Origin of the sequence: Bradyrhizobium yuanmingense, assembly GCF_025200905.1 — a bacterium.
GTDB lineage: Bacteria > Pseudomonadota > Alphaproteobacteria > Rhizobiales > Xanthobacteraceae > Bradyrhizobium > Bradyrhizobium yuanmingense.
The window spans coordinates 620,342-645,970 of the sequence record NZ_CP104173.1 but is presented as its reverse complement, the minus strand read 5'-3'; the positions used below and the strand labels follow the sequence as shown (position 1 = coordinate 645,970).

The following is a 25,629-nucleotide window of genomic DNA, read 5'->3' as shown; positions in this document are numbered from 1 at the left end:
ACCGCCGCCCGAGAGCCGATCGCCCACCGATGAGCCTGCGTACCCGGTTACTTATCCTCGTCATCGCGGCCATGCTCGTGCCGGCGATTCTGGTCGGGCTGCGCTTCGTGCAGAACCGGACGAGCGAGATCGACGCGGCGCTGGCCAATCTCGCCGCATCCGCCGACGACATCGCCAGCGATCTCGGCGAGAAGATCCAGGGGACTGCCCAGCTTCATTACGGGCTCGCCCGCGCCCGCGACCTCGACACGCGCGACAAAGCGGCATGCTCGGCGTTTCTGTCGGATGTCCGCGAGGAATATCCGCAGTTCACGGGTATCCTGACCATCGATCCCGACGGCAGGCTGTTCTGCGACTCGCTGCGGACCAACCGCACGCTCGACCTGAACGACCGCGGCTATTTCAAAGAGGTCAAGACTCTTCACGGCCTCGTCGCGGTGGAACCGGTGTTCGGCCGCCTCACCGGACTGTCGGTGCTGCAGATCGCCTATCCGGTGCGATCGGATACGGGCGCGCTGAAATTCGTGCTGCTGGCCTCCTTCAACCTGAACAAATTCGCGGAGTTTCACGACAAGCGGCTGCTCGCCGAGAAGGACATCCTGCTCGTCGACGCCAAGGGCACGGTCCTGGCCGCCCCCAAGCGCGGCGGCTGGAGCGTACCCATCGGCGGCTCCATTGCGGGCTCCGACCTGTTCCGCTTCGCGGCAGATCCCGACGGCGAACCATTCCGGGAGATCGCCGATCGCGACGGCCGCACGCAGATCTGGGGCGTTGCCCGCTCGCCCGCGATCCGCAAGGCCGGACTCTATATCTTGGTGGGGCGGTCCAAGGACGGACTGATCGCGGCAGCGAACCGCCGGCTTTACGAGGACATGGCGATCCTGGCGGTGGCCTCGCTGCTGCTCCTCGCCGGCCTCTGGATCCTCACGACGGTGAGCATCGGACGGCAGGTCGGGCGGCTCGCTGCCATGGCGAAGAGCCTGGGGCACGGCGATCTCAGCGCGCGCATTCCGGAGCCCCACCCGGGGGGCGAGCTCGGCGGGTTGATGACGCTGCTCAACAGCACGGCCGAATCGCTCGAGCAGCAGCGCGCCGCCATCGCCGATCTCAGCCACAAGCTCAGCCAGTCGCAGAAGATGGAAGCCATGGGCCAGCTCACGGGCGGCGTGGCGCACGATTTCAACAATCTCCTGACCGTCATTCTCGGCAATTCCGAGCACCTCGCCGACAGGCTTGCGGGCAACGAGGAATTGCACCGGATCGCCGACGACATTGCGACCGCCGCCGAGCGGGGTTCCGACCTGACGCGGAGCCTGCTCGCCTTCGCGCGCAAGCAGCCGCTGCGGCCGCGCGAGATCGACATCGCCGAGCAGGTGACCGGCATGAAGCAGCTTCTGCAGCGGACCCTGGGCGAGCACATCGAATCCAGCTTCACGTTCGCGCCGGATCTCTGGCTCGCCAGCGTCGATCCCGGCCAATTGGCGACGGCCGTGCTCAACCTCGTGCTCAACGCGCGCGACGCGATGCCTGACGGCGGCAAGCTGATGGTCGAGGTGCGGAATGCATCGCTCGGTGAATCCGACCTCGACGTCAACGGCGAGCCGCGGCCCGGCGACTACGTCATGCTGGCCGTGAAGGATACCGGGTCCGGCATGAGCAGCGAGGTGTTGCAGCGCGCGTTCGAGCCGTTCTTCACCACCAAGGAGGTCGGCAAGGGCACCGGCCTTGGCCTCAGCATGGTCTACGGATTTGCGCAACAATCCGGCGGACTCGTGCAGATGCAGTCCGAACCGGGTCAAGGCAGCGTGGTCAGGCTGTTCTTTCCTCGCCTGCCGACGTCGTCGAGCGAGGAGCCGTCACCGGCAGCGCGTGTCGCCGCACCCGAGGGATACGAGACGATCCTCGTCGTCGAGGACGACGACATGGTGCGCGCCTATGTCGAGAACGAGCTGAAGGCGCTCGGCTACCGCGTCATCACGACGGCAAACGGACCCGCGGCGCTGGACGTGCTGCGCCAGTCCGCGGACATCCAGCTGCTGTTCACCGACGTCGTGATGCCCGGCGGCATGTTCGGGCCGGAGCTGGCGAGGCAGGCCGTTCAACTGCGGCCTGGCCTCAAGGTGCTCTTCACGTCCGGCTACAGCCAGGATCCAGTCAAGACGCCCGACGGGATCGACGCGCGCATTCTGACCAAGCCGTTCCGGCGCAAGGAGCTCGCCGCGATGCTGCGCGCGGCCCTTGCGGAGCCGCCGCGCTAGATCAGGACGCGATGGTGAGCTGCAGCGCCACTGCGATATTGGCCGCGAACAGAGCCGCGTCGATGACGAAGATCCGGAGCATCGGGCCCTTCAACACCGGCCAATAGGCCACCCCGACGCGGCCGCCGCGCATCAGCACCGGGACGTTATAGGCGAACTGGCTGAAATGGCAGGCGGCAAAGAACAGGAACAGCGCGAGCTGCGCTTCGACCGGCTGGAAGAAGGACGGACGGGCGGCCAGAAGATAGAGCGACAAGAGCCCGATCGGCAGATTCATGCCGCCGAGAAACGCGACGCTCGCTGCAAGGGTCGGCGCGATCGGATTGCTGCGCTCCTCTCGCGGCAGCAGGATCTTCAACGTGTTGGTTTGCGCGATGCTGAACTGGATGAACGCGCCCACGAACCAGAGCGTGTTGAGAAGCAGGACGATATCCGAAAATCGCATGGTCATTTTCCGTAGAAGGCTTCGCTGCGCACCACACGGCCCGCATCGTCGAAGTCCATGAATTCGCTGGCGCGCGTATCGCCCAATTGCCACCACACCGTCAGTCGCGCGATCGCCTCGTCCCAGCTCCAGTCCAGGATCTTCAGGTCGGCGCTTTCGATGTGGCCGTAGGCTTTCCGCCAGTAGGCGCGAATGTTCTCGGCGCCGGTGACGGTCGGAGACCCCGTCAGGGTGAGCGCGAGAGGGCTGCGCATCTGTGCATCGTCGGCGAAATGGGCGACGACCGCGTCGATGTCCACTTTGCGCCAGTTCGCGCACCATGCCGCGACGAAGCTTGCGGCGGCCGCGCGGTCCATTGCCTGTCCGCTCACGACACGGATCCTCCCTTCGGCTTGTGGCCAGGAAGGTGGCAAAGCGCGCGCCTCATGTCAACTATGTTGACTTGAGATTTAGGTCAGTTGTTGTCGGCGATCGCCTCCATCACGCCGATCCATCCCGCCGCACCGCTCGCCCCGGCGCGCGCGAACGCTTCGCGCAGGACCTGGCGCTCGTGGTCCGAGGCCCGTTGCTCGATGCGCCGCCCCGCTTCCGTCAGGCGCAGCAATTTCGAGCGGTGCTGCTCCGGCGCCCGCTTCGAGGTCAGGAGCTTGCGCTCCAGCAGCAGATTGAGCGGCCGGTTGAGGGCCTGCTTGGAAATGCCGAGGATCTCGATCAGCGCGCCGATGGCGATGTCGGGCCGGCGCGCCACAACGTAGAGGATGCGATGGTGCGGACGCGACAGGCCCTGCTTGGCCAGATATGCGTCGGCCTCAAGCGTCATGCCGCGCCAGCCGTAATACATGAGCTCCAGCGCCGTATCGAGCTCGTGCAGCTTTGCAAGCGAGGCGCGGTGAAGCCCCGCGGCTTGAGACGTCTTTGCCATGGTCGGAAGCCAGCCCTTGTAAGAAGTCAGCCTTTGGCCCGCAGCTCGCGGCGCAGCACCTTGCCTGTTGCCGTCATCGGCAGCGTCTCCGTGAATTCGACGAAGCGCGGATATTCGTGCGCGGCGAGCTGCACCTTGACGAAGTCCTGAATCTCGCGCGCGAGCGTGTCGCTGCCGGCAAAGCCCGGACGCAGCACGATCCAGGCCTTGATCGATTCGGTGCGGATCGGATCGGGAATGCCGACCACCGCAGCCATGGCCACCGACGGATGTTTCATCAGCGTGTGCTCGATCTCGGAGGGGCCGACGCGATAGCCGGCGGTGGTGATGACGTCGTCCTCGCGGCTGACGTACCAGAAATAGCCGTCCTCGTCCTGCACGCCGAGATCGCCGGTGAGCAGGAAGTCGCCGGCATATTTCTTCGCGGTCGCCTCCGGATTGCGCCAATATTCGAGCATGGTGACGGGGCACGGCTGGCGCACGCCGATGATGCCGCGCTGCCCCCGCGGCAATTCCTCGCCCTTGTCGTTGACGATGCGGACATCGAAGCCCGGCGTCGCCTTGCCCATCGAACCCGGGCGGATCGGAAACAGGTTCGCGTTGCTGCCGATCACGAGGTTGCACTCGGTCTGGCCGAACACCTCATGCGCGTCGACACCAAACGTCTCGCGCACCCAGCCGAGCAATTCACCCCCGAGCGATTCGCCGCCGGTGAAGATGCTGCGCAGCTTGACGCCGGAATGCTTGACGCCGGCCTGCCGCATCAGCTTCAGCGCCGTCGGCGGCAGGAATACGTTGCGGACGGCAAGATCGGCCATCATCTGCATCGCCGCTTGCGGCTCGAATTTCCGCGCGCGATGGCCGACCAGGGGAATGCCGTGGTACCAGAACGCGAGCAGGCCGTTGATGAGCCCGCCGATCCAGGCCCAATCCGCCGGCGTCCACATGAGATCGCCGGGCTTGGGCAAGAAGTTGTGGCACATCTCCACGTTCGGCAGATGGCCGAGCACGACACGATGCGCATGCAGCGCGCCCTTCGGGTTACCCGTCGTGCCCGATGTGTAGATGATCAGGGCGGGATCGTCGGCCGAGGTGTCCGCGCGCGTAAAGTCGGGCGAAGCGGCCTTTACCGCATCCCAGAACGATGTCGTGCCGGCGGGCATTCGCGCGCCGACGATGTAGACGCTCCTCAGCTCCGGCAGGCGGTCGCGGATCTTGGACAGCTTTTCCCAGCCAGCTTCGTCGGTGACGATCGCCTTGGCCTCGGAGTTCGACAGACGGAATTCCAGCGCGTCCTCGCCGAACAGGGCGAACAGCGGGATCGAGATCAGGGCCGAGCGAAACGCCGCCATGTGCACGATCGGCAATTCCAGCGACTGCGACAGGAACACCGCGACGCGGTCGCCCCGCACAAGCCCGTCCGCCCACAGCACATTGGCGAAGCGGCGCGACATCTCCGCGATCTCGTCGAAGGTGGTGCGGCTGGTGGCGCCGGTGTCGTCGACATAGATCAGCGCAAGCCGGCCGGTGCCGTCGGCATGGCGATCGCAGCACGCCTCCGCGATGTTGAAGCGCGCGGGGATATCCCAACGGAAGTTGCGGACGAGTTCGTCGTAGCTTGCGGCTTCGGTCAGCATGGGCTTGGTCGTCTTCCCGGTGTCTTGTTGTTATGACCCAGTCTAAAGCTGTGAGTGCTCGGAACAAGAGCCCCGCGACGTCATTCCGGGGCGACGCGTCAGCGCCGAGCCCGGAATCCATTGCGCAGCGTTTGCTGCGGCCCGATGGATTCCGGGTTCGCCCTACGAGCGCCCCGGAATGACGGCGTGGTTAGCGCACGGTCGCAAAAAACTTCCGGACATCGCGCACGAACAGCTCCGGCTGCTCGAAGGCGGCGAAGTGACCGCCCTTCTCCATCTCGCTCCAATGCGTGATGTCATGGAAGTTCGGCTCCATCCAGCGCCGCACCGGCGTGACGATCTCCTTGGGGAACACCGCGACACCCGTCGGCACCTTCACCACCGGCGTGGTGCGGCGCTTGCCAAAGCTCTCCCAATAGAGCCGCGCCGACGAGGTCGCCGTCTGCGTCGCCCAATAGAGCATGACGTTGTCGAGCAGCTCGTCCTTGCTGAAGATGTTTTCGGGGTGGCCATTGCAATCGGTCCAGGCCCAGAATTTTTCCAGGATCCAGGCCGCCTGGCCGCTCGGCGAATCCGTCAGGCCATAGCCGAGCGTCTGCGGCCGCGTCGACTGCTGCTTGGAATAGCCGGAGTCGAGATCGGCGTAGTGCTTGAGGCCGGCCAGCGCCCGCTTCTCCTCTGGCGTCGGCTCGCCCTCGACCTTCGGTGCCGCGTTGAAGGCGAGCGTGATGTGGATGCCGGCGCAATGAGTGGGGTCCTGCGCTCCGAGCGAGGTCGTCACCGCCGAGCCCCAGTCGCCGCCTTGCGCGCCATAACGCGCGTAGCCCAGGCGGTCCATCAGCTTGGCCCAGGTCGCGGCAATGCGATCGACGCCCCAGCCGGTGGTCCCCGGCTTGCCCGAGAAGCCGAAGCCAGGCAGCGAGGGGCAGATCACGTGAAAGGCATCGGCGGGATTGCCGCCATGCGCGGCGGGATCGGTGAGCGGCGCGATCACCTTCTGGAACTCGACGATGGAGCCGGGCCAGCCGTGGGTGATGATCAACGGAAGCGCCGACGGCTCCTTCGCGCGCGCATGAATGAAGTGGATGTCGAGGCCGTCGATCTCCGTGGTGAACTGCGCAAAGCGATTGAGCTTTGCCTCGCGCGAGCGCCAGTCATACTCGTTGGCCCAATAGGTGCAGATCTCCTGGATCCATTTCAGCGGCGCGCCCTGGCTCCAGTCGTCGACCAGCTCGCGCTCCGGCCAGCGCGTGCGGGCGAGGCGTGACTTCAGGTCGGCGAGGACGTCGTCGCTGATGGCGATGCGAAACGGCTTGATGACGGTCATCGGTTGCTCCCGATTTGTTTCTGCCGGGAGAGTAGACCGAACCTATGCGGCATCAAAGGTGCCCCTTCTCCCCTTGTGGGAGAAGGGGGCGCGAAGCGCCGGATGAGGGGTCTCTATCCGCGTGAACTACTGGGAGAGGATCGCTCGCGGAGAAAGACCCCTCACCCGTCTCGCCGCTACGCGGCGAGCCACCCTCTCCCACAAGGAGAGAGGGGAAGAAGCTAGCCCGACAGCGCTGCCTTCACGAGACCAGACGCCTTGCCAAAATCCATCTGGCCCGCGTATTTCGCGCGCAGCACGGCGATCACCTTGCCCATGTCCTTCATGCCGCCCGCACCCGTCTCGGCGATCGCATCCGCAATCGCCTTCTTCACGTCGTCATCGGACATCTGCTTCGGCAGATACGCCGAGATCACCGCGATCTCCTCGCGCTCCTGTGCGGCAAGCTCGGCGCGGCCGCCCTTGTCATAGAGCTCGACCGCCTCCTGACGCTGCTTGATCATCTTCTGCAGCACCGCGAGGATGTCAGCGTCCGACAACGGCGGCTTGCCGCTGCCGCGCGCGTCGATGTCGGCGTTCTTGATGGTCGAGTTGACCATGCGCAGCGTGGACAGCTTGCGCTCGTCCTTGGCCTTCATGGCCTCCTTGACCGCATTGTTGATGTCGTCGCGCAGCATCATCGTGATCCCTTCGATATAAACGCCTGATCTAGGCCCTTTGCGGCCGTCGCACAACCTAGCTCCCCAGCCATTCGGTCAGCGCCTGAACCGTCGCCTCCGGCTGTTCGGCTTGCGGCAGGTGCCCGCAGCGATCGAGAATCACGAGCCTGGCGCCGGCGATGCCTTCGGCCATCTCCTTGGAGAAGGCGTTGGGGATGGTGTTGTCGGCATCGCCCGTCAGCACCAGCGTCGGGCATGTGATCGTCGCCAGCAAGGAGCGCGAATCCACCCGTGCGATGATCGCGGTCTGCTGCCGCAGATAGCCTTCGACGCCGACGTCCTCGTCCTGCGCATGCACGAGCCTGAGAATCTCGGCATCGTCGCGCCGCGACGGATGCACGAGCTCCGGAAAACTCTCCTCGCGCACGGCGCGCAGCTCGCCGCGTCTGGCGCGCTCCATCTGAGCGCGGCGGCGCGCGGTGGCCTCCGGCGAGTCGGGCCGCGCCTGCGTGTTGATCAGCGCGAGTTTTGTCACGCGCTCGCTGGCCTGGCGCATGATCTCGAAGGCGATGTAGCCACCCATGGAATGGCCGGCGAGGGCGAAGCGCGGCGGCGCCTCGGCGAGGATGCGGCGGGCGATCGCAACCATGCTGTCGTCGCGGATGTGGTTGGCGACCGTCACCGGCCCGAAACGCCAGAGCGCAGGGATCACGGGCGCATAGATCCGGGCCGAGGACGCCAGCCCCGGAACCAGCACAATGGGGGTGGTCTGGTCCATTATTGCCTCGCAAGCCCAGGAAATTGCCGGAAATTGTGCGTCCGAGCTTAAGGGTGGGAGGAGGCCTGTCAAATATGCAAAAACGCATGTGAATCGGCCCTCTCTCGCTTTGACGTGCACACGCGGGGGGCTTATGAAGCGGGCTCATGACACAACATGACAACGATCCCGCCTGGCCGGACCACAAACCGACCGCGCTCCTCGTGCTTGCCGACGGCACGGTGCTGGAGGGCTTTGGTCTCGGCGCCGAGGGCCACGCCGTCGGCGAGGTCTGCTTCAACACCGCAATGACCGGCTATGAGGAGATCCTGACCGATCCCTCCTATGCCGGCCAGCTCATCACCTTCACCTTCCCGCATATCGGCAATGTCGGCACCAATGAGGACGACATCGAGACGGTGAACATGGCCGCGACGCCCGGCGCGCGCGGCGTGATCCTGCGCACCGCGATCACCAATCCCTCGAACTACCGCGCCACCAAGCATCTCGATGCCTGGCTCAAGGCCCGCGGCATCATCGGCCTCTCCGGCATCGACACCCGCGCGCTGACCGCGCTGATCCGCTCCAAGGGCATGCCGAACGCCGTGATCGCGCACTCGAAGTCTGGCGAGTTCGATTTGCACGGCCTCAAGGAAGAGGCGCGCGAATGGCCGGGCCTCGAGGGCATGGACCTCGTGCCGATGGTGACGAGCGGCCAGCGCTTCACCTGGGACGAGATGCCCTGGGCCTGGGACAAGGGCTTCGGCCGCCAGAACAAGCCCGAGTTCAACGTCGTCGCCATCGACTACGGCATCAAGCGCAACATCCTGCGCCTGCTCGCCGGTGTCGGCTGCAAGGTGACGGTGGTGCCGGCGACGACCCCCGCCGAAGACATCCTGGCGTTGAAGCCGGACGGCGTGTTCCTGTCCAACGGTCCGGGCGATCCGGCCGCGACCGGCAAATATGCCGTGCCCGTGATCCGCGACGTGATCAAATCGGGCACGCCGACCTTCGGCATCTGCCTTGGCCACCAGATGCTGGGCCTTGCCGTCGGCGCCAAGACCAAGAAGATGCATCAGGGCCATCACGGGGCCAATCACCCGGTGAAGGACGAGACCACCGGCAAGGTCGAGATCACCTCGATGAACCACGGCTTTGCCGTGGACGAGACGACGCTGCCGAAGGGCGCGACGCAGACCCACATTTCCTTGTTTGATGGGTCCAACTGCGGCATCCAGCTCGACGGCAAGCCGGTATTCTCCGTGCAATATCATCCCGAGGCCTCACCCGGCCCGCGCGACTCGCATTACCTGTTCCAGCGCTTCGCCGACCTGATGCGGCAGAGGAAGAGGGCGTAAGGCGCGTTCTCCACGGATACTTCACGACAAAAGCCCGGGCTCGCCCCGGGCTTTTCGTCATTCCGGGGCGCGCGTAGCGCGAGCCCGGAATCCATCTGACAACAGACTTTGCAGCGCGATGGATTCTCTGATGCGCAATTGCGCATCATAGCTCGACGCTGCGCGTCGCCCCGGAATGACGGTGGAACGAGGAACGTCGCCGCACGCGTTTGGTTGATCCCTGCTATTCTTGCGCAGGAGCACAGCCATGTCCGTCGTCCGCGACAAGGCCGAGCCGCTCGCCATTGTTTTCGAGGATGACGGGCTCGTGCCGAACAACATCCTTCCGTTCCTGGTCTACCAGGGCGCGGTGAAGCTCGACCCAAAGCGCCCGGAAGAGACCATCGAGAATCTGTTCGAAGCGAACGGCTGGGGCGGGACGTGGCGCAACGGCGTCTACGATTATCTGCATTATCATGCGACGGTGCATGAGGTGCTCGCCGTCGCGCGCGGCAGCGCCCGCGTGCGTTTCGGCGGCGATCACGGCCAGGAGCTTCAGATCAAGGCCGGCGACGTTGCGATCCTGCCCGCCGGCACCGGACATCAATGCATCAAGGCGAGCGATGATTTTTGCGTGATCGGCGCCTATCCGCCAGGCGCAAAAATGGAGATCACGCGCGCAACGCCGGAGAACCATGCGAAAGCGCTGAAGACGATTCCACAAGTGGCGTTGCCGCCCGCTGATCCCGTAACGGGGAAGGACGGCGCGCTGATGCGGCTGTGGCGGTAGCCACACGCGTCGTGCAGTACGGTGGGTTAGCCAAAGGCGTAACCCACCTCTTCTGTTTCCGCGGACAGAGACAGTGGTGGGTTACGCCTTGCAGATGCGCTTCGCGCTTCTGCGAGGCTAACCCACCCTACGCATCCCGTTACGCCTCGTTGCCGCCCTCCTGCCTCGTCGCTTCAAACAGGAACCAGGTGCGGCGCTCGGTCTCGTCGATGAAGTTCTCCAAAATGCTGGCGCTGGCGACGTCGCCGGCCTCGTCGCACACGTCGTGCGCCTTGCGCATCGCGGCAGCGACGTGCTTGTTGTCCTGCATCAGCTCGCGCAGCATCTCGCGCGGCGGGACGTAGTCCTCGTTGTTGTCCTTGATGGTCTGGAGCTTTGCGACCTGGCCGATCGACTTCAGCGTGGTGCCGCCGATCTTGCGGACGCGCTCGGCGAGCTGGTCGGTCGTGGCGAAGATCTGGTCGGACTGCTCGTCGAGCAGCAGGTGGTAATCGCGGAAGTGGCGCCCGCTGATGTGCCAGTGGAAATTCTTGGTCTTCAGATAAAGCGCGAACGCGTCGGCCAGAAGCACGTTGAGCGCCTCAGAGACTTTCTTGACCCCGTCGGGCGACAGATCCGTGGGGGTATCGAGTTCGGGCGAGACCTTGTTGTTGGTTTTGCTCACGGGAGACCTTCCTGTTAGGACGCGGACATTGACGGCGCGCCGCCGCACCCCTAACGCAAGGTGGGCAGCGCGGTTCCTAGATAGGAACCCCTGGGCGGGATACCAATGGACGATTGGATCGATTATTACGACTCGACGCATACGATCTATGTCAGCAAGCTGCATCGCAACTTGCACTTCCAGATCATTGCGCGGGACATCATCGGCTACATCCCCTCGCCCGATGCGACGGTGCTGGACTATGCCTGCGGCGAAGCGCTGTCGGCGAGCCAGGTGGCAGCCGCCTGCGGCATGCTGATCCTGGCCGAGCCCGCGCCGGGCGTGCGCGGCCGGCTGATCGCGCGGTTTGCCCCAAACACCAAGATCCGCGTCCGCTCGCTCGAGGACGTCCGCAAGATGCAGGATCAGTCGATCGATCTCGTCGTGATGAACTCGGTCGCACAATACATGACGCCGGACGAGCTCGATGCGGCGCTATTGAACATCCGCCGCATCCTGAAACCCTCCGGCAAGCTGGTGCTGGGCGACATTCTACAGCCCAATGTCGGCATGGTCAGGGATGTGATGGCGCTGCTCGGGTTCGGCCTGCGTCACGGATTTCTGAAGGACGCGCTGATCGGGCTGATCAGCACCGCGCTGTCGGATTATCGCCAGCTGCGCTCGAAGATCGGACTGCAGCGCTACAGCGAGGACGAGATCACGGCCAAGCTGAAGGCGGCGGGCTTCGCGGTCCAGCGCGCCCACAGCAATATCGGGCACAACCGCTGGCGCATGACCTTCATCGCGAGGCCGCCTCTGGTCCGTTAAGCATAACGATCAGCTGAGGTGGCCTGGCGCACGCCGATCGGGAATAATCCTGATGGCCCGGTGGCGGAAATGTCTACGCGGGGGCGGTGCATCGCTCTTCATCCTGGTTCAAATCCAGGCCGGGTCTCCACGCTTCGCCCCTGCGGGCTACGCGTGGCGCAGCCAGGCAAGACCCCAAGGGGCGAAGCGTGTCCGGCGTAGCTGGAGCGGAGCGGAAGCGGAGACGGACTGCCCGCCCGCCCCGACGATGCCGGCAACGCACCGTCAAACCCCTGAAAATTGGCGGTTGATGGGCGTTTTTCGGGGTTTCGCCGCTCCAAAAACTGGTTTAAGACCCACCCGCGCGCGAGGGAGACCCCGCGCTCTCGCCAAATGGGGACGCGCGGCAAGCGCGCCCTTTTTTTGTGCCCAGATCCCAGCCCGTGAGCGGTGATGCCCAAACGAACCGACATCTCGACCATCCTGATCATCGGCGCCGGTCCCATCGTGATCGGCCAGGCCTGCGAGTTCGACTATTCGGGCACGCAGGCGGTGAAGACGCTGAAGGAAGAGGGCTATCGCATCGTCCTCGTCAATTCCAACCCGGCCACCATCATGACCGACCCGGAATTGGCGGATGCGACCTATATCGAGCCGATCACGCCCGAGATCGTCGCCAAGATCATCGAGAAGGAACGTCACGTCGTCCCCGGCGGCTTCGCGCTGCTGCCGACCATGGGCGGCCAGACCGCGCTGAACTGCGCGCTGTCGCTGCGCCGCCAGGGCACGCTGGAGAAGTTCGACGTCGAGATGATCGGCGCCACCGCCGACGCCATCGACAAGGCCGAAGACCGCCAGCTGTTCCGCGAGGCCATGACCAAGATCGGGCTCGAGACGCCGAAGTCTCGGCTCGCCAACGCCTCCGAGCTGAAGAAGTCGTTCCGCGAGAAATACCAGGCCGAACGCGCAAAGCTGTCGGGCGCCGCGCTCGAAGAGCTCGACCGGCAGTGGACGCTCGGCGAGAGCGAGCGTCGCAAGCGCTACCAGGAATACGCCTTCGGCCAGGCCATGATGGCGCTGTCCGAGATCGGCCTGCCCGCGATCATCCGCCCCTCCTTCACGATGGGCGGCACGGGCGGCGGCATCGCCTACAACAAGGAAGAGTTCCTCGACATCATCGAGCGCGGCCTTGACGCGTCTCCCACCAACGAAGTGCTGATCGAGGAGTCCGTGCTCGGCTGGAAAGAGTACGAGATGGAGGTGGTGCGCGACAAGAAAGACAATTGCATCATCGTCTGCTCGATCGAGAACCTCGATCCGATGGGCGTGCACACCGGCGATTCCATCACGGTGGCGCCGGCGCTGACGCTGACCGACAAGGAATACCAGATCATGCGCGACGCCTCGCTGGCGGTGCTGCGCGAGATCGGGGTCGAGACCGGCGGCTCCAACGTTCAGTTCGGCGTCAATCCCGAAGACGGCCGCATGGTCGTCATCGAGATGAATCCGCGCGTGTCGCGCTCCTCCGCGCTGGCCTCGAAAGCCACCGGTTTTCCGATCGCCAAGGTCGCCGCCAAGCTCGCGGTCGGCTACACGCTCGACGAGATCGCCAATGACATCACCGGCGGTGCCACGCCGGCGTCATTCGAGCCGACCATCGACTACGTTGTCACCAAGGTGCCGCGTTTTGCCTTCGAGAAATTCCCGGGCGCCTCGACCACGCTGACCACCTCGATGAAATCGGTCGGCGAGGTCATGGCGATCGGCCGCACCTTCCAGGAAAGCCTGCAAAAGGCGCTGCGCGGGCTCGAGACGGGATTGACCGGCCTCGACGAGATCGAGATCGAGGGCCTCGGCCGCGACGACGACAAGAACGCGATCCGCGCCGCGCTCGGCACTCCGACGCCGAACCGCATCCTCCAGGTCGCCCAGGCCATGCGGCTCGGCTGGTCAAACGAGGACATCTTCAACTCCTGCAAGATCGATCCGTGGTTCCTCGCCGAGATGCGTGGCATCGTCGAGATGGAGGAGAAGGTCAGGAAGAACGGCCTGCCTGGCAACGCCTTCGGCATGCGCACGCTGAAGGCCATGGGCTTCTCCGACGCGCGGCTCGCCGTGCTGGCCGAGACGACGGAGGCCGAAGTCAAGGCGAAGCGCCACGCGCTCGGCGTCCACCCGGTGTACAAGCGCATCGACACCTGCGCGGCCGAGTTCGCTTCGCCCACCGCCTACATGTACTCGACCTATGAGGCGCCGTTCGCCGGCCTGCCCGCGGACGAGAGCGCGCCGTCCGACAAGAAGAAGGTCATCATTCTCGGCGGCGGTCCCAACCGCATCGGCCAGGGCATCGAGTTCGACTATTGCTGCTGTCACGCCTGCTTCGCGCTGCACGACGCCGGCTACGAATCCATCATGGTCAACTGCAATCCGGAGACGGTGTCGACCGACTACGACACAGCCGACCGGCTCTATTTCGAGCCGCTCACCGCCGAGGACGTGCTGGAGATCATCGCCAAGGAGCGCAGCAACGGCACGCTGCACGGCGTGATCGTGCAGTTCGGCGGCCAGACGCCGCTGAAGCTGGCGCGCGCGCTGGAAGCCGCCGAAGTGCCGATCCTCGGCACCTCGCCCGACGCCATCGACCTCGCCGAGGACCGCGACCGCTTCAAGCGCGTGCTCGACAAGCTGCGCCTCAAGCAACCGAAGAACGGCATCGCCTATTCGGTCGAGCAGGCCCGCCTCGTCTCCGCCGATCTCGGCCTGCCGCTGGTGGTGCGCCCGTCCTACGTGCTCGGCGGCCGTGCGATGCAGATCATCCGCGAGGAGAACCAGCTCAATGATTATCTGCTCGGCACGCTGCCGGAGCTGGTGCCGGCCGATGTCAAGGCGCGCTATCCGAACGACAAGACCGGGCAGATCAACACCGTGCTCGGCAAGAACCCGCTGCTGTTCGACCGCTATCTGTCGGACGCCACGGAAATCGACGTCGACTGCCTGTGCGACGGCAAGGACACTTTCATCGTCGGCATCATGGAGCACATCGAGGAAGCCGGCATCCATTCCGGCGACAGCGCCTGCTCGCTGCCGCCGCACTCGCTCGATGCGGAAATGATCGAGGAGCTGGAGCGGCAGACCCGCGAGCTCGCGCTCGGCCTCGACGTCATTGGCCTGATGAACGTGCAATACGCCATCAAGGACGGCGAGATCTACGTGCTCGAGGTCAATCCGCGCGCCTCGCGCACCGTGCCGTTCGTCGCCAAGGTGGTCGGCACGCCGGTCGCCAAGATCGCCGCGCGCATCATGGCCGGCGAGAAGCTTGCCGATTTCAAGCTGAAGAAGGCGGCACTCAAGCACGTCGGCGTCAAGGAATCGGTCTTCCCGTTCGCACGCTTCCCCGGCGTCGACACTGTGCTCGGCCCCGAGATGCGCTCGACCGGCGAGGTCATGGGAATCGACCGCTCGTTTGCGGTCGCCTTCGCCAAGAGTCAGCTCGGCGGCGGCACGCGGGTGCCGCGTAAGGGCACTGTGTTCGTCTCGGTGCGCGAAAGCGACAAGACGCGCATCGCGGATGCCGTGCGCGAATTGCATTCGCTCGGCTTCAAGGTGCTGGCGACCTCGGGCACGGCGCGCTTCCTGACCGACCAGGGCATTCCGACCGAGAAGGTGAACAAGGTGCTGGAAGGGCGGCCGCACATCGTCGATGCCATCACCAATGGCGACGTCCAGCTCGTCTTCAACACCACCGAAGGCCCGCAGGCGCTGGCCGACAGCCGCTCGCTGCGGCGCGCGGCCCTCTTGCATAAAGTGCCATATTACACCACTCTTTCCGGGGCCGTGGCGGCCGCGCAGGGCATCCGCGCCTATTTGGGTGGGGACCTTGAGGTTCGTACCCTGCAGAGCTACTTTTCGGAAACCTGATCGCTAGCGGCAGCGAAGCTTCCGCTAAGTGATTGGCAATGAAGCCACAATGGCCGGAGGAACCGATCCGGCCAGGTGGCAGTTCTGTTCCGGCGCTAAAGCCCATATCTGTCAAGGTCCGGCAGCCCCTCTTTGGGCTCTGGAGGACTGACGAATCAAGGTTGCGGCGCCCATCCGCATTCTGGGGCGCACGATCGAAGGACGAGAGAGACGATGGAAAAGGTTCCGATGACCCAGGCCGGCTTTGTCGCGCTCGGGGAAGAATTGAAGCAGCGCCAGTCCGTGGACCGTCCGCGGATCATCGAGCATATCGCGGAGGCGCGCTCGCACGGAGACCTGTCGGAGAACGCGGAATATCATGCCGCGAAGGAAGAGCAGTCGCACAATGAGGGTCGCATCGCCGAGCTCGAGGACAAGCTCGCGCGCGCCGACATCATCGACATCTCCAAGCTCTCCGGCGACACCATCAAGTTCGGCGCCACCGTGACGCTGGTCGATGAGGACACCGAGAAGAAGACGGTGTGGCAGATCGTCGGCGAGGTCGAGGCGGACGCCAAGAAGGGCCGGATCTCGATCACCTCGCCGCTCGCACGCGCATTGATCGGCAAGAAGAAGGGCGCCACGGTCGAGGTCAACACGCCGGGCGGCGCCAAGGCGTACGAGATCACCAAGGTGGAGTGGCGGTAAGGATTTGCCGCTGCGTCTGCTGACGTTTCGAAAAGGCCGCGCAGTGCGCGGCCTTTTTGGCGTGTTGCTGGAGTTGTGGCGGACACACGTTCTCACCACACGTCATTGCGAGCGGAGCGAAGCAATCCAGACTGCCTCTGCGGAAAGACACTGGATTGCTTCGCTCCGCTCGCAATGACGGAGAGGACCGTGGACTGGTCTTCACCTCTCCCCGTAAGAACGGGGAGAGGGAGAAGACCCTAACGTCGTCCCTTCACCTCGAGCGGCACGGCCGCCTCGTACTTCGAATTGTGCAGCACCAATGACGTGCGCACGTTGCGGACATGCGGTGCCGCCGTCAGATGCGTGACGAAATCCTGGAAGGTCGCCATGTCGGGTGCGACGCATTTCAGGATGAAATCGACCTCGCCGGACAGCATCCAGCATTCCCGCACCAGGGGCTCGGCGCGGACGAACTCCTCGAACGCGCGCAAATCCGCTTCGGCCTGGCTGGACAGGTGCACGGCGGCGAAAACGGTCACGTCGAAGCCCAGCTTGCGTGCGTCCAGGAGGCCGCGATAGCCGTGGATGTAACCCTCCTCCTCCAGCGCCCGGACGCGGCGCAGACAGGGGGGCGGCGAGATGCCGACGCGCTTGGCCAGTTCGACATTGGTGATTCGACCGTCGGCCTGAATCTCGGTGAGAATTTTCAGGTCGATCTCGTCTAGGTTCCGCGACACGTGATTGGAACTCCTGGCCTTTGCGGCGGTATTGGGTGACTTGTCGAAATCCTCATAGCCCAATCCGCACCGCCGGCGCAATTTTATTGCGCGTGCAGCGCAATCGACTTTTGTTCCCTGTTGGAAAAATCCGCCGATAGGGAATGCAATTCTTGCATGGCTCGCCAGATTGCTTAGATTAGCTCTGATATTTCAGCGCCTCCGCTAGGCCTCCCGGCACATTCCGCGCCCGCGCTGCAAATCCCCCGTGAAAGGCGTCCATCGAAATGTCCGCTCCTGTTCATGCAAAGGTCGTCATCATCGGCTCCGGCCCGGCTGGCTACACCGCCGCGATCTACGCCGCGCGCGCGATGCTTGAGCCGATCCTGATCCAAGGCATCCAGCCCGGCGGCCAGCTCACCATCACGACCGACGTCGAGAACTATCCAGGCTTCGCCGACGTGATCCAGGGCCCCTGGCTGATGGAGCAGATGGAGAAGCAGGCGGTCCATGTCGGCACCAAGATCGTCTCCGACCTGGTGACCAAGCTGGAGACGGCGCAGCGGCCGTTCCGCCTCACCTGCGATTCTGGCGACGTCTATCTCGCCGAGACCGTGATCCTGGCCACCGGCGCGCAGGCCCGCTGGCTCGGGCTGCCGTCGGAAGCCAAGTTCCAGGGCGGCGGCGTGTCGGCCTGCGCCACCTGCGACGGCTTCTTCTACCGTGGCAAGGAGGTGATCGTGGTCGGCGGCGGCAACACCGCGGTCGAGGAAGCCCTGTACCTCACCAACCATGCCTCGCAGGTCACGATCGTGCATCGTCGCGATCATTTCCGGGCCGAGCGCATCCTGCAGGAGCGCCTGTTCAAGCACCCGAAGATCAAGGTGGTCTGGGACGCCGCCGTCGACGAGATCTGCGGCACCGAGAACCCCAACAAGGTCACCCATGTCCGGCTCAAGAACGTCAAGACCGGCGCGCTCACGGACGTGAAGGCCGACGGCATCTTCATCGCCATCGGGCATGCGCCCGCGACCCAGCTGGTCAAGGATCAGGTCAAGCTGAAACCCTCCGGCTATATCGAGGTCGCCCCGAACTCGACCGCGACCTCGGTGCCCGGCCTATTCGCCGCCGGCGACGTCGCCGACGAAACCTATCGCCAGGCCGTGACGGCCGCCGGCCTCGGCTGCATGGCCGCACTCGAAGCCGAACGTTTCTTGGCCCTTCGCGCCAGCGAGCGCGCGGCAGCGGAATAGAATCATGCCCCGAACACGCGACGGATTTACGGATATGGACTGGGACAAGCTGAAGGTGTTTCACGCCGCGGCGGAAGCGGGCAGCTTCACGCATGCGGGCGAGCAGCTCGGCCTGTCGCAATCGGCGGTATCGCGCCAGGTCTCGGCGCTGGAGCAGGAGCTCTCGGTCTCGCTGTTCCACCGCCACGCCCGCGGCCTGATCCTTACCGAGCAGGGCGACCTGTTGTTCCGCACGGCGCATGACGTGTTCATGCAGCTGCAGGCGGCGCGCGCCAAGCTGACCGACAGCCGCGAACGGCCGAGCGGCGATCTCAAGATCACCACCACGCCCGGCGTCGGCATCAACTGGCTGATCCCGCGGCTCGGCGAGTTCACCGCGCTCTATCCGGAGATCCGCATCTCGCTGATCGTCACCGACGAGGAGCTCGATCTGTCGATGCGCGAGGCTGACGTCGCGATCCGCACCCGCAAGCCGACGCAGCCGGATCTGATCCAGCGCAAGCTGTTCGCGATGGGCTTCCACGCCTATTGCTCGCCGGAATACATCAAGCGCTTCGGCACGCCGCGCACGCTGGAGGAGCTTGACTCCCACCGCATCATCACGCTCTCGGACGGCAACTTCGCGCCGCACCTGCAGAACCGCAACTGGCTGATCGAAGCCGGGCGCAACGGCTCGGGTCCGCGCGAGGCCTATTTCAAGGTCAACAACATCCTCGGTCTCGTGCGCGCCTGCGCGCAGGGCCTCGGCATCGCCGCCCTGCCCGATTACCTGGTCGAGGAGCAGAGCAAGCTCGTGCAGCTGTTCGGCGAGTCGGACTCGATCCAGCTCGACACCTACTTCGTCTATCCCGAGGAGTTGAAGACGGTCGCGCGCGTGCAGGTGTTCCGTGACTTCGTGGTGAGCAAGGCGCAACGCTGGCCGTCCTGATTTCCGCATGACTGACATGCGGCCTCGGCTGTTGCTGCAAGGCACTCGGCAAGCCCATAATGTTTGCACGCTGAGCCTTCGCGTTGCGCATTTGTCCCCCTCCTCCAGTGGCGCGGGAGTTCAGTAATCCCTCTTGGAAGGTGATTGTGTCGGCCTCACGTGGCCAATACCTAAGCCGGGCCCTCGGGTCCGGCTTTTTTTCGTCAAAATGTGCTTCGCTCTCCGCGTGTGTTGACAGTTCCGCGCATACCCCGCATCATTCGCCCATGATCACGAAGTCGTGCGCAATCGTTTCGAAAAAAGGCCCCCATCCCGGGGCCTCGGAATATTGCGCGCGCTAAGCTGACTTCGTCATCGCGAGCCAATCCCGAAAACCCCGCCGCCTGGACGGGGTTTTTTCATTTGCCCTCCGTCTCAGGCATTTTTCCCGAGAAGGAGATGGAAACATGACCGGACTACGAGACCAATTGCACGGGCTGTGGTTGCCGCTGGTGACGCCGTTCCAGGACGGCGCGCTGGACGAGAGGTCGCTGCGGCGGCTGACCCGGCACTATTGCGCGCACGGCATCGACGGCCTCATCCTGGGCGCGACCTCCGGTGAAGGCATGACACTGCGCGCGGCCGAACTCGAACGTCTCGGCGCCGTGGTGCGCGAGGAGATGGCGACCGCCGGCCGCAACCTGCCGGTCTGCCTCGGACTGTCGGGCGCGGACACCTCGCGTCTGCAGGAGCGCCTCGACGAGACCGCGGACTGGCCGATCGACGGTTACCTGATCGCCAGCCCCTATTATGTGCGGCCGTCGCAGCGCGGCCTGCTGGCGCATTTCGAGACGCTCGCCGACCACGCCGCATGGCCGATCGCGCTCTACAACATTCCCTATCGCTGCGCCGTCAACATCACCAACCAGACCATGCTGCGCCTTGCCGAGCACAAGAACATCGTCGGCCTGAAGGATTGCGGCGCGAGCCGGGAGCAATCGATCGCGCTCTTGCGCGACCGGCCGAAGGGCTTTCGCGTGCTCACCGGCGAGGACGCCAATTTCTTCGAGGCACTCAGTGACGGCGCCGACGGCGGCATCGTGCTCTCAGCCCATGTCGAGACCGCAACGTTTGCGGCAATCTATAGCGAGCACAAGCGCGGCAACCACGATGCGGCGCTGGCGCGCTGGCACGAGGTCGGCGAGCTGACGCGGCTGTTGTTCGCCGAGCCGAGCCCCGCGCCGGCGAAGTACTGGCTGTGGCGATCCGGCCTGATCGACAGCCCGGAGGTGCGCCTGCCGATGGTGGAAGTGAGCAGCGAGCTCGCGGCAACGATCGATCGCGAGATCGAGCGACGGGTGACGATCGCGGCGTAGTTTTCTCTCCGTGCACGCTGCTCTTCCTTCTCCCCTTGTGGGAGAAGGTGGCGCGAAGCGCCGGATGAGGGGTTTTCTCCAAGCGCAAGACTGTTTGTGTGGAGACAGACCCCTCACCCGTCTCGCCGCTCCGCGGCGAGCCACCCTCTCCCACAAGGGGAGAGGGTGAAGCGTGCCTTTTGGTTAACCGCGCCCCAACGGCCTTCGCAGCTGCCGCAATCCGTATCCACGGCTCGTTTACGCAATCGCGCCTATCGTTCTGTCCAAAGTTACCGAAGGGGAAATGACCATGGGGTATCGCACCCGGCCTACGGCCGCGAGCCAGTTCGCGCCCGCCGATCTCTTGAAGGGAATTCTCGTCGTCTCGTCGTTCGGGTTCTGGGCCGTGATGCTCGGCCTGATGCCGGTGCTGCTGTTTCGCGTCTGGCTGGTCGGCTGAAGCTGCGCGCGCGGGATGGTTAATCCGTGGTAGCACCTGTGTTCAAAATGCACGGGCAGATGCGATCCGGATCTTAAAACATCGCTGCTATCACTGACGTCCATAAGCGAAGAAATCGCGGGGGCGTTTGTGAATAGTCAGAATGAAATGGCGTCGCATTTCGACGCCGAACAGCAGGGCTTCAGCACCGAGGACATTCTCTGGGCCGTCGGCATCTGGTCGGTGATCCTGACCCTGTCGCCGGTCATCGTGTTCTACATGCTGATGGTAGCGTGAGCGAAATCAGAAACGCAAAACGCGCGGACTTCCCGCGCGTTTTTCGCCGTTCGACATGATTAATGAAAATTAAGCTGCCTGCTTGTGCATTGCGCCGGAGGCCGACGCGGTGCCGCGGATAGCCTTCACCGAACGCTCGATCGCCGCCCACAGTCTTGCGATTTCCTGAGCCGCACGGCTCTCGGCCTGATACTCGCGCGCGCCTTCGCCGTGGCTGAGCGCCATCAACAAATCCGAACGATTGGTGATCTGGCCGCCCCACACCGGAGCGCGGAATTTCGCCAGTGCTTCGCGGGCGATGGTCACGATCGGGCTTTCGGCTTCGTCGCGCTTGGCCGGGGCACCGTTGAGCACGACCGCGTAGGGCTTGCGCGCGGCGCGACACATCTGGATGGTTTCCTGCACGGCGTTGACGTCGAACACGCCGGGACGCGCCGGGATGACCACCATGGTGGCGTTCTTAATCGCGTCGTCGACGACGGCCGACAGGTTCGGCGGCGTGTCGATCAACACCCATTCATAACCGTCGCGCTTGGCCGCGGAGACGATGCCGCTGACGGAGTTGACGGCAGCCTTGATCGGGGGCTCGTTGGTGCCGCGGAGCTTGTGCCACAGCGTCAGGGAGCCCTGCGGATCGGCGTCAACCAGCATGACCTGCTTGCTCGCCTTGATCTGCGCGGCGAGATGCGCGGCGAGGGTACTCTTGCCCGAACCGCCTTTACGTGATGCGAAAACAATGACGTTCATACCTTCCGCCTCCAGATTGACCCCAGGCCGCGAAAATGAATCAGCGCGCTGATTCGTGAAAGAAAAATTTGTCGGGAGCTGCGCGACAGCCACGAAATAACAAGACGTGTTGGCTTTTGAGTCACACTGCTTCGCAGGACGGAGACACGGGCCGCATCGAAATGCCGCTCGGGCGCGCGTCTGTGCGTTTTTTGAGCAATGCGCGGGACAAAAGCGGAATGCAACCTTGCCGCGCAACCTGCCGCGCGCTTTCTTTTCAGGGGCGCACGCCCGTCAATCGATGCAAGCCTTCCGGCGTCGTGCGAACAAAACGAGTCCGCAATCTGTCGCGAAGCCGATGTCAGGGCCGGAACGAGGAAAGCGCGCGATGGCGCGGCTTTGGTCGCTGGGCGCTCAGCCTTGGCTGGATTTCTTCTTCGGCGCCGGCTTGGCGGTCTTCTTCGCAGCCTTGGGCGCGATCTGGGTCGGCTTGCCGGCGCGCTGCTCGCGCGGCGCCGGTCCGCGGCGGAAGAACACCGCGCATTGCGGCGAGAGCTGCGCCTTCTTCTTGATCATGCAGGCGGTGATGGCATCGACGTTCGGGACGAACTCACCGCACAGCCGCATCGCGTCCGGCGTGCAGGCCTGCTGCTCCTCCTGGGTGTAGGCGAAACCGGCGCGCGGCAGCGCCAGGATGGCCAGGGCAAGCGCGAGGCTTGCAACGGCCACGGGCTTTGCAAAGGACTTGAAGCGAAACGCCGGCATCGATCCCCCCATCACGAGTCAGCGCGAATAGTGGGTGAACGGCGGTTCGTTGGCAACCGAGGGCAAGTGCGAAAGCCGGCACGTGTGCGCTCTCGGCAACAGGTCAGGAGCCTTGGCAGTTCCGGAAAACGAAACGAAGGCGCCGCTGGTCGGCCCCAAACCAAAAGTGCGAAAAACAACCCCATGCACAGTAGCCAAGTCATTGCAAACACTCACGTCGCCAAATTTTAGGATTTTTCGAAGCCAAATTTGACTTGTCGGGCAAAACAGGGGCATCATGTCACCCTCAAAAAGATGCGCGTGGGGTGGCCGGCCTGTCTCCTGGGTCGAAAAGCGCACACGAGGAGGACAATCACATGACGGGGAATGAAGCGGAGCTGCCGCTGTCGGGAGTGACGGTGGTTTCGCTGGAGCAGGCGATCGCGGCGCCGCTGGCGAGCCGGCACCTGGCGGATTGGGGCGCGCGGGTGATCAAGATCGAGCGGCCGGGCAGCGGCGATTTCTGCCGCGACTACGATCATGTGATGAACGGCATGTCGAGCCAGTTCGTCTGGACCAACCGCTCCAAGGAAAGCCTCGCCATCGACATCAAGAGCCCCGAGGGCCGCAAGGTGCTCGACGCCCTGCTGCCGCGGGCGGATGTGTTCATCCAGAACCTCGCGCCCGGCGCGGCCGAGCGGCTCGGCCTCGATGCCGCATCGCTGCTGCGCAAATATCCGCGCCTCATTGCCTGCGACGTCTCCGGCTATGGCACTGATGGCCCCTACAGCGACAAGAAGGCCTATGATCTCTTGGTGCAGTGCGAGGCCGGCGTGCTCGCCATCAACGGCACCGAGGCGGAGCCGGCCAAGGTGGGGCTATCCGTCGTCGATATCGCCACTGGCATGTACATTCTGAACGGGGTGCTGATGGCACTGTATCGCCGCGAACGCACCGGCAAGGGCACGGCCTTCCAGGCCTCGCTGTTCGATTCCATCACGGACTGGATGAGCTATCCCGCGTTCTACACGCAGAATACCGGCCGGCCGCTGCCGCGCACCGGTGCCAAGCATGCGACGATTGCGCCTTACGGCCCGTTCCGCGTCGGCGACGGCAACACGATCTTTTTCGGCATCCAGAACGATCGGGAATGGCGCTCGCTGTGCCGCATCGTGCTTGATGATGCCGACTTCGCCGACGACCCGCGCTTCCGCACCAATCCGCTGCGCATGCAGAACCGTGACGAGCTGCAATCGCATATCGAGCAGCGCTTTGCATCGATGACCAGCGAGGAAGTGCTGCGGCTGCTGGACGAAGCCGCGATTGCCAACGCGAATCTGAACTCGGTCGAGGCCTTCCTGAAGCACGAGCAGCTTCATGCCCGCGCGCGGGTGCAAAGCGTGGGATCGCCGTGCGGACCTTTGATGAGTTTCTTGCCCGCGCTCACCATTCCCGGCGTGACGCCGCGGATGGATCCGGTGCCCGACGTCGGCGAGCACAACGCGTCGATCCTCGGCGAACTCGGCTTCCGCGAGGGAACGTGACCATGGCCGCGCAGCGCCCGACGCGGGCCTATCTCGCCGTTCCCGCGCATCGCGCCCGTGTCGTCGCCAAGGCGGCGGCATCATCGGCGGATGCGGTGTTCATGGACCTCGAGGACGCCGTGCCGCCCGCCGAGAAGGGCGTTGCGCTGGCGGAAGCCGTTCGCGCGCTGTCCGCGCTCGACTGGGGCAACAAGCACGTCGCGGTCAGGCTCAACGCCGTAGACAGCCCGTTCATCGCGGAGGAGATCCGCAACCTGGCGGCCCTGCCCCGGCTGGATGCCGTGATCGTGCCGAAGGCGGAGCGGGTGAGCGACATCGTCGCTGTCGCCGATCGCTTCCGCGCGGCCGCTGCGGATCGCGCCGCCCCTGTTGCGCTCGAACTGCTGATCGAGACCGCGCTCGGCCTCGTCAATGTCGATGCCCTCGCCGCGTGCCACGACAGCGTCGCCGCGCTGCATCTCGGCGTCGGCGACCTCGCAGCCTCGCTCGGCGCCCGCACCTCCGACATCGGCATCTCGCCGGATGGCTACCGCCACGTCGGCTCCGCGCAAAGCGGCTACGCCTCCGCGCCGCTCGACCTGTTCGCCTACCCCATGATGCGCCTGCTCGTCGCCGCCCGCGCGTGCGGCCTGCGCGCGGTCGATGGCCCCTGCGGCGCGTTCCGCGATGCTGGGCTGACCGAGGCCAGCGCGCAAAAGGCCGCGGCGATGGGCTTTGACGGCAAGCAGGTGATCCACCCCGACCAGATCGAGCCGACGCTGCGCGCGTTCACGCCCTCGGCCGAAGAGCTGGCCCAGGCGCGGCGGATCGTCGAAGCCATGGAGCAAGCCGAGGCGCAGGGACAGGGCGCGGTGACGCTGGACGGCAAGATGATCGACTATGCCAATGTGCGCATGGCGCGGAGGATCATTGGGTTGGGGTCGTAGCGCTCGGAGGCTGAGATGCCTGCGGCGCATCCTTCGAGACGCCCGCTTCGCGGGCCCTCAGGATGAGGACGGACTGCGTGGCAGCAGTTTCGCGGGCACCGCTGCCGCTGATCCTCACCCTGAGGAGACCGCCACCGGGTCCGCGCGAAGCGTGGCCCGATGACAGGCTCCGCTGTCGTCTCGAAGGGCGAGGCGCTGGGCACGCCGCGCGCGGCGGTGGCGCTCGTGGTGGCGTTGCTGGTTCTCGCGCGGTCGCGTCCAAGCCACGACCAAGGCAAGCGGGCGACGCCGCGCGGCCTCGGATAGCATTGCCTCGATCAGCGCAGACCCAGGAACGAGAGCACCGCACCAATCACGACGACCAGCCCGATGATATAGATGATACCGTTCATGGCTCAGCTCCTCAGCGTTGTCTGTCCTGCCGCTGCTACAAACAGGCGGGAGCCTGAAAGGTTCGCCGGTACATCTCGCCATTTTCTGTCAGACGCGGGGAACGAAAATGTACCATCTGCTCCGCCGCGCCGGGGGGCGTGCCACTTCCAGATGATTTTGC

General features: G+C 64.7%; 25 protein-coding genes. 14 read left to right on the top strand and 11 right to left on the bottom strand.

Annotation, left to right across the window (positions count from 1 at the left end; all coding sequences use genetic code 11):
• Positions 1–29 precede the first annotated feature (29 nt).
• Positions 30–2,258, top strand: a complete 2,229-nt coding sequence (locus tag N2605_RS03120; RefSeq protein WP_260345791.1) for an ATP-binding protein — start codon at positions 30–32, stop codon at positions 2,256–2,258.
• 1 nt (position 2,259) lies between these two features.
• Here the strand turns inward: N2605_RS03120 and N2605_RS03115 are convergent, their stop codons facing one another.
• The 7 genes from N2605_RS03115 to N2605_RS03085 all read right to left on the bottom strand — a co-directional run bounded on the left by N2605_RS03115 (position 2,260) and on the right by N2605_RS03085 (position 8,026).
• The gene (locus N2605_RS03115; RefSeq protein ID WP_036009558.1) at positions 2,260–2,703 is read right to left on the bottom strand and encodes a hypothetical protein; all 444 of its coding nucleotides are present in this window, start codon (positions 2,701–2,703) and stop codon (positions 2,260–2,262) included.
• A gap of 2 nt (positions 2,704–2,705) precedes the next feature.
• Positions 2,706–3,059 (bottom strand): nuclear transport factor 2 family protein, encoded by a 354-nt coding sequence (locus tag N2605_RS03110; RefSeq protein WP_249784585.1) that lies wholly within the window; start codon positions 3,057–3,059, stop codon positions 2,706–2,708.
• Positions 3,060–3,157: 98 nt separating this feature from the next.
• Complete coding sequence (locus N2605_RS03105) at positions 3,158–3,625, bottom strand: MarR family transcriptional regulator (RefSeq protein ID WP_057027726.1); 468 nt, start codon at positions 3,623–3,625, stop codon at positions 3,158–3,160.
• A 26-nt stretch (positions 3,626–3,651) separates the two neighbouring features.
• Positions 3,652–5,262, bottom strand: coding sequence for an acyl-CoA synthetase (locus N2605_RS03100; RefSeq protein ID WP_260345790.1), 1,611 nt, complete (start codon positions 5,260–5,262; stop codon positions 3,652–3,654).
• A gap of 190 nt (positions 5,263–5,452) precedes the next feature.
• Entirely contained in the window at positions 5,453–6,589 is a 1,137-nt protein-coding gene (locus tag N2605_RS03095; protein WP_225114074.1) for an epoxide hydrolase family protein, read from the bottom strand.
• Between the two features lie 221 nt (positions 6,590–6,810).
• Entirely contained in the window at positions 6,811–7,266 is a 456-nt protein-coding gene (locus N2605_RS03090; protein ID WP_036030330.1) for a GatB/YqeY domain-containing protein, read from the bottom strand.
• A gap of 58 nt (positions 7,267–7,324) precedes the next feature.
• On the bottom strand, positions 7,325–8,026 hold the full coding sequence (locus N2605_RS03085) for an alpha/beta fold hydrolase (RefSeq protein WP_225114075.1): 702 nt from the start codon (positions 8,024–8,026) through the stop codon (positions 7,325–7,327).
• Positions 8,027–8,172: 146 nt separating this feature from the next.
• Here N2605_RS03085 and carA point away from each other — a divergent pair, with 146 nt between their 5' ends.
• Positions 8,173–9,363 carry a glutamine-hydrolyzing carbamoyl-phosphate synthase small subunit gene (gene carA, locus N2605_RS03080; RefSeq protein ID WP_225126771.1) on the top strand — a complete coding sequence of 397 codons (1,191 nt, stop codon included), beginning with the start codon at positions 8,173–8,175 and terminating at the stop codon, positions 9,361–9,363.
• A 247-nt stretch (positions 9,364–9,610) separates the two neighbouring features.
• A complete protein-coding gene (locus N2605_RS03075) occupies positions 9,611–10,132 on the top strand; it encodes a cupin domain-containing protein (protein WP_225126773.1) in 522 nt (173 codons plus the stop codon).
• A gap of 139 nt (positions 10,133–10,271) precedes the next feature.
• Here the strand turns inward: N2605_RS03075 and N2605_RS03070 are convergent, their stop codons facing one another.
• The gene (locus tag N2605_RS03070; RefSeq protein ID WP_036009542.1) at positions 10,272–10,796 is read right to left on the bottom strand and encodes a Dps family protein; all 525 of its coding nucleotides are present in this window, start codon (positions 10,794–10,796) and stop codon (positions 10,272–10,274) included.
• Positions 10,797–10,901: 105 nt separating this feature from the next.
• On the opposite strand from N2605_RS03070, the gene N2605_RS03065 reads away from it, so the two are divergent.
• From N2605_RS03065 to greA, 3 genes are all read left to right on the top strand, one after another.
• Entirely contained in the window at positions 10,902–11,603 is a 702-nt protein-coding gene (locus N2605_RS03065) for a class I SAM-dependent methyltransferase (protein WP_036030319.1), read from the top strand.
• 432 nt (positions 11,604–12,035) lie between these two features.
• Positions 12,036–15,500, top strand: a complete 3,465-nt coding sequence (gene carB, locus N2605_RS03060; protein ID WP_225151835.1) for a carbamoyl-phosphate synthase large subunit — start codon at positions 12,036–12,038, stop codon at positions 15,498–15,500.
• 213 nt (positions 15,501–15,713) lie between these two features.
• On the top strand, positions 15,714–16,187 hold the full coding sequence (gene greA / locus N2605_RS03055; protein ID WP_036009537.1) for a transcription elongation factor GreA: 474 nt from the start codon (positions 15,714–15,716) through the stop codon (positions 16,185–16,187).
• 239 nt (positions 16,188–16,426) lie between these two features.
• Here the strand turns inward: greA and N2605_RS03050 are convergent, their stop codons facing one another.
• Positions 16,427–16,906, bottom strand: coding sequence for an Lrp/AsnC family transcriptional regulator (locus tag N2605_RS03050; protein WP_008135853.1), 480 nt, complete (start codon positions 16,904–16,906; stop codon positions 16,427–16,429).
• Between the two features lie 266 nt (positions 16,907–17,172).
• On the opposite strand from N2605_RS03050, the gene trxB reads away from it, so the two are divergent.
• The 5 genes from trxB to N2605_RS03025 all read left to right on the top strand — a co-directional run bounded on the left by trxB (position 17,173) and on the right by N2605_RS03025 (position 21,136).
• Entirely contained in the window at positions 17,173–18,138 is a 966-nt protein-coding gene (trxB, locus tag N2605_RS03045) for a thioredoxin-disulfide reductase (protein ID WP_260345780.1), read from the top strand.
• Positions 18,139–18,142: 4 nt separating this feature from the next.
• A complete protein-coding gene (locus N2605_RS03040; protein WP_025032176.1) occupies positions 18,143–19,066 on the top strand; it encodes a LysR family transcriptional regulator in 924 nt (307 codons plus the stop codon).
• A gap of 446 nt (positions 19,067–19,512) precedes the next feature.
• Positions 19,513–20,421: a 4-hydroxy-tetrahydrodipicolinate synthase family protein gene (locus N2605_RS03035; RefSeq protein ID WP_260345778.1), complete on the top strand. Its 909-nt coding sequence runs from the start codon at positions 19,513–19,515 to the stop codon at positions 20,419–20,421.
• A 289-nt stretch (positions 20,422–20,710) separates the two neighbouring features.
• Positions 20,711–20,860 carry a hypothetical protein gene (locus tag N2605_RS03030; protein WP_167361666.1) on the top strand — a complete coding sequence of 50 codons (150 nt, stop codon included), beginning with the start codon at positions 20,711–20,713 and terminating at the stop codon, positions 20,858–20,860.
• A gap of 147 nt (positions 20,861–21,007) precedes the next feature.
• The gene (locus tag N2605_RS03025) at positions 21,008–21,136 is read left to right on the top strand and encodes a hypothetical protein (protein WP_260345777.1); all 129 of its coding nucleotides are present in this window, start codon (positions 21,008–21,010) and stop codon (positions 21,134–21,136) included.
• 69 nt (positions 21,137–21,205) lie between these two features.
• Here N2605_RS03025 and N2605_RS03020 read toward each other — a convergent pair whose 3' ends face one another.
• Together N2605_RS03020 and N2605_RS03015 are read right to left on the bottom strand one after the other, a co-directional pair.
• Positions 21,206–21,883 carry a ParA family protein gene (locus N2605_RS03020; RefSeq protein WP_025032179.1) on the bottom strand — a complete coding sequence of 226 codons (678 nt, stop codon included), beginning with the start codon at positions 21,881–21,883 and terminating at the stop codon, positions 21,206–21,208.
• Between the two features lie 393 nt (positions 21,884–22,276).
• Positions 22,277–22,627, bottom strand: coding sequence for a hypothetical protein (locus N2605_RS03015; protein WP_225126779.1), 351 nt, complete (start codon positions 22,625–22,627; stop codon positions 22,277–22,279).
• 356 nt (positions 22,628–22,983) lie between these two features.
• Between N2605_RS03015 and N2605_RS03010 the strand changes: the two genes are divergently transcribed.
• From N2605_RS03010 to N2605_RS03000, 3 genes are all read left to right on the top strand, one after another.
• Complete coding sequence (locus tag N2605_RS03010) at positions 22,984–24,150, top strand: CaiB/BaiF CoA transferase family protein (protein ID WP_260345773.1); 1,167 nt, start codon at positions 22,984–22,986, stop codon at positions 24,148–24,150.
• Positions 24,151–24,152: 2 nt separating this feature from the next.
• On the top strand, positions 24,153–25,076 hold the full coding sequence (locus N2605_RS03005) for an HpcH/HpaI aldolase/citrate lyase family protein (protein ID WP_260345772.1): 924 nt from the start codon (positions 24,153–24,155) through the stop codon (positions 25,074–25,076).
• A 159-nt stretch (positions 25,077–25,235) separates the two neighbouring features.
• Positions 25,236–25,382, top strand: coding sequence for a hypothetical protein (locus tag N2605_RS03000; protein WP_157784037.1), 147 nt, complete (start codon positions 25,236–25,238; stop codon positions 25,380–25,382).
• Positions 25,383–25,629 lie beyond the last annotated feature (247 nt).